This window comes from Curtobacterium sp. B18, assembly GCF_000333375.1.
In the GTDB taxonomy this organism is placed as follows: domain Bacteria; phylum Actinomycetota; class Actinomycetes; order Actinomycetales; family Microbacteriaceae; genus Curtobacterium.
The window spans coordinates 1-2300 of record NZ_BACZ01000225.1 but is presented as its reverse complement, the minus strand read 5'-3'; the positions used below and the strand labels follow the sequence as shown (position 1 = coordinate 2300).

1 protein-coding gene and 1 pseudogene are annotated in these 2300 nt (G+C 72.0%); one reads left to right on the top strand and one right to left on the bottom strand.

Annotation, left to right across the window (positions count from 1 at the left end; all coding sequences use genetic code 11):
* Nucleotides 1-256 (top strand): annotated as a pseudogene (locus I5E_RS06010) (threonine/serine exporter family protein); the annotation flags it as partial.
* Between the two features lie 146 nt (nt 257-402).
* On the opposite strand, the gene I5E_RS06005 reads toward I5E_RS06010, so the two are convergent.
* Complete coding sequence (locus I5E_RS06005) at nt 403-2076, bottom strand: class I adenylate-forming enzyme family protein (protein WP_022906195.1); 1674 nt, start codon at nt 2074-2076, stop codon at nt 403-405.
* Nucleotides 2077-2300: the final 224 nt, after the last annotated feature.

Below are 2300 nucleotides of genomic sequence, written 5' to 3'. Positions count from 1 at the left end.
GACCGCCGCGCTCCTGTTCATCTCGACGCGCGTGCTCGAACGGATCGTCCCGGCGATCCCGGCCAACGTGTCGTTCTTCCCCGCGTTCCTGCTCCTGGTACCAGGCACGGTCGGTCTGGTCGCGGTGGCGACCTTCGACCCGGTGGCGCTCGCGACGCCCCTGGCGACCTTCGTCAGCCTGTGCGTCGGCACGAAGATCGGCGGACTGCTGCCCGGTCTGTTCCGGCGGAACGCGCCGCACCGCGGCCAGGTCTGACCCGGCGGCTCGAAGAGCGTGGGTCGGGCCGGTGCGTGCCCACCACCCACCGGCCGGGAGGCGCGGGGCGGGCCCGCACCGCGCCTCCCGGCCGACCCGTGGTGCGTCTGCACCGGGGGCGACGCGTCGACGCGGTCCGACCCCCGTCAGGGCTCGATGAGGCGGCCGGCGGCCTGGTCCTCGGCAGCGGACGCCTTGGCGAGGTAGTGCACCTTCTTACCCGTCGCGTTGTAGGGGAGTTCGGCGACGAAGCGGTAGCGCCGCGGTCGCTTGTAGCGGGCGAGGCCGGGGTGCGACCCGGTCCAGTCCTCGAGGGCAGCGGCAGCCGCGACGTCGTCCTCCGGCAGCCGGTCCGGGGCACGGACGACGTACGCCGTGACGACCTCGCCCCACTGCTCGTCGGGGATGCCGACCACGATCGAGTCGGCGACGCCGGGGTGCTCCTGCAGCGCGGCCTCGACCTGCACCGGGTGGACGTTCTCGCCGCCGGAGATGATCATGTCGTCCTTGCGGCCGACGATCGTCACGCGCTCGTGCTCGTCCCACGTGGCGAGGTCGCCCGGGTAGAACCAGCCGTTCGCGAACTTCTCGGCCTCGAGCCCGGGGTTCCGGTACGAGTACCCGGACTTCACGGTGCGGACCGCGAACTCGCCGATCTCCGAGCCGTCCTTCGGCACCTTGTCGCTCGGGTCGGCCAGGCGGTCCTCGTAGACGCGGACGACGGCGACGTCGTCGTCGGTGGACGCGCGACCGGTGGAGCCGGCGCCGTCGGGGAAGTCCTCGGGGCGGAGGAAGGTGTTCCAGAAGGTCTCGGTCGTCCCGTAGCCGTTGAAGATGCGCGGCGACAGGAGCTCCTGGTAGCGGAGCGCGGCGGCACGGTCGAGCGGCGCACCCATCGTCACGATGCCGTGCAGCGAGGACAGGTCGCGGGGTCGCTGCTCCTGCGCGTTGGCGAGCTGCACGAGGTTCGGCGGGGCACCGATGAGGAAGGTCAGCTGCTCGGACTCGACGAGGTCGAGCACGCGGTCGGCGTCGAAGTGCCGGAGGGTGGTGAGCTCGGCCCCGACGTAGAACACCGGGTTCGGGCCGCCGGAGTACAGGCCGCCGCGGTGGAAGAGCGGCGACATGTTCAGCGTCTTGTCGAACGGGCTCAGCGGGAAGTGCATGATCACGTCGTGCGCGCTGAGGACCTCGACGAGGCTCGGGAGCGGGACGGGCTTCGGTCGTCCGGTCGTGCCGCTCGTGTAGAGGCGGGTCGTCTCGTCGTACGTGCTGCGTGGTTCGGTCGCGGCGAGTTCGTCCGCGGTGACGGGGTCACCGGCGAGGAGCGCGGCGAACGCGGTGTCCCCGGCCCGGGTGGCGTCACCGACGACCACGAGGTGTTCCGGCGTGTGGTCGGCGGTGGCGAGGGCTGCCGAGACGTCGGGCGTGCGCACGGCGTCGTACACGAGGACGACGGGCGCGGAGTCCTCGATGATGAAGGCGACCTCGTCCGACGCCAGGCGGAAGTTGGTGGGGGAGAAGACGGCGCCGATGCGGTGCGCCGCGAGGTAGAGGATCGCGAACTCGGGGGAGTTGAAGAGCTCGACCATGACCACCGAGCCACGACCGACCCCGTGGCGCACGAGCCACCCGGCCACGCGGTCGACGTCCGCCCCGAGCTCGGCGTACGTCCACGAGCGGTCGGAGTCGGGGTCGCGGAGCGCCGGTCGCCCGGCGAAGCGGTGGGTGTTGCGCGCGAAGCCGTTGGCGTAGGTGTAGCTGTGCTCGAAGACGTCCCGGAAGCGGGTCGGGTCGTAGTCGGATCGGGTCTCGGTCATCGTCGCTCCCAGCAGCGGTCGTGGTGCTGCTCGCACCGGTCGTGGTGCCGCGCGCACCGGTCGTCAGCGTATCCGGGATGCGAGCCTCTGCGGCAGCCCGAGCGCGACTCGGATTGAGTCATGCTCAGGCGCGCTGGTCGACGCGGGCTGCGCGCTGCCACCAGGCCGCGGCGACGGCTGCCGCGGCACAGCCGGCGGCGACGACGAGCAGGGCGACCGAGCGA

Excerpts from the sequence above, each read along its gene's own strand:
- I5E_RS06005 (WP_022906195.1), bottom strand. The coding sequence starts at position 2,076 with ATGACCGAGACCCGATCCGACTACGACCCGACCCGCTTCCGGGACGTC.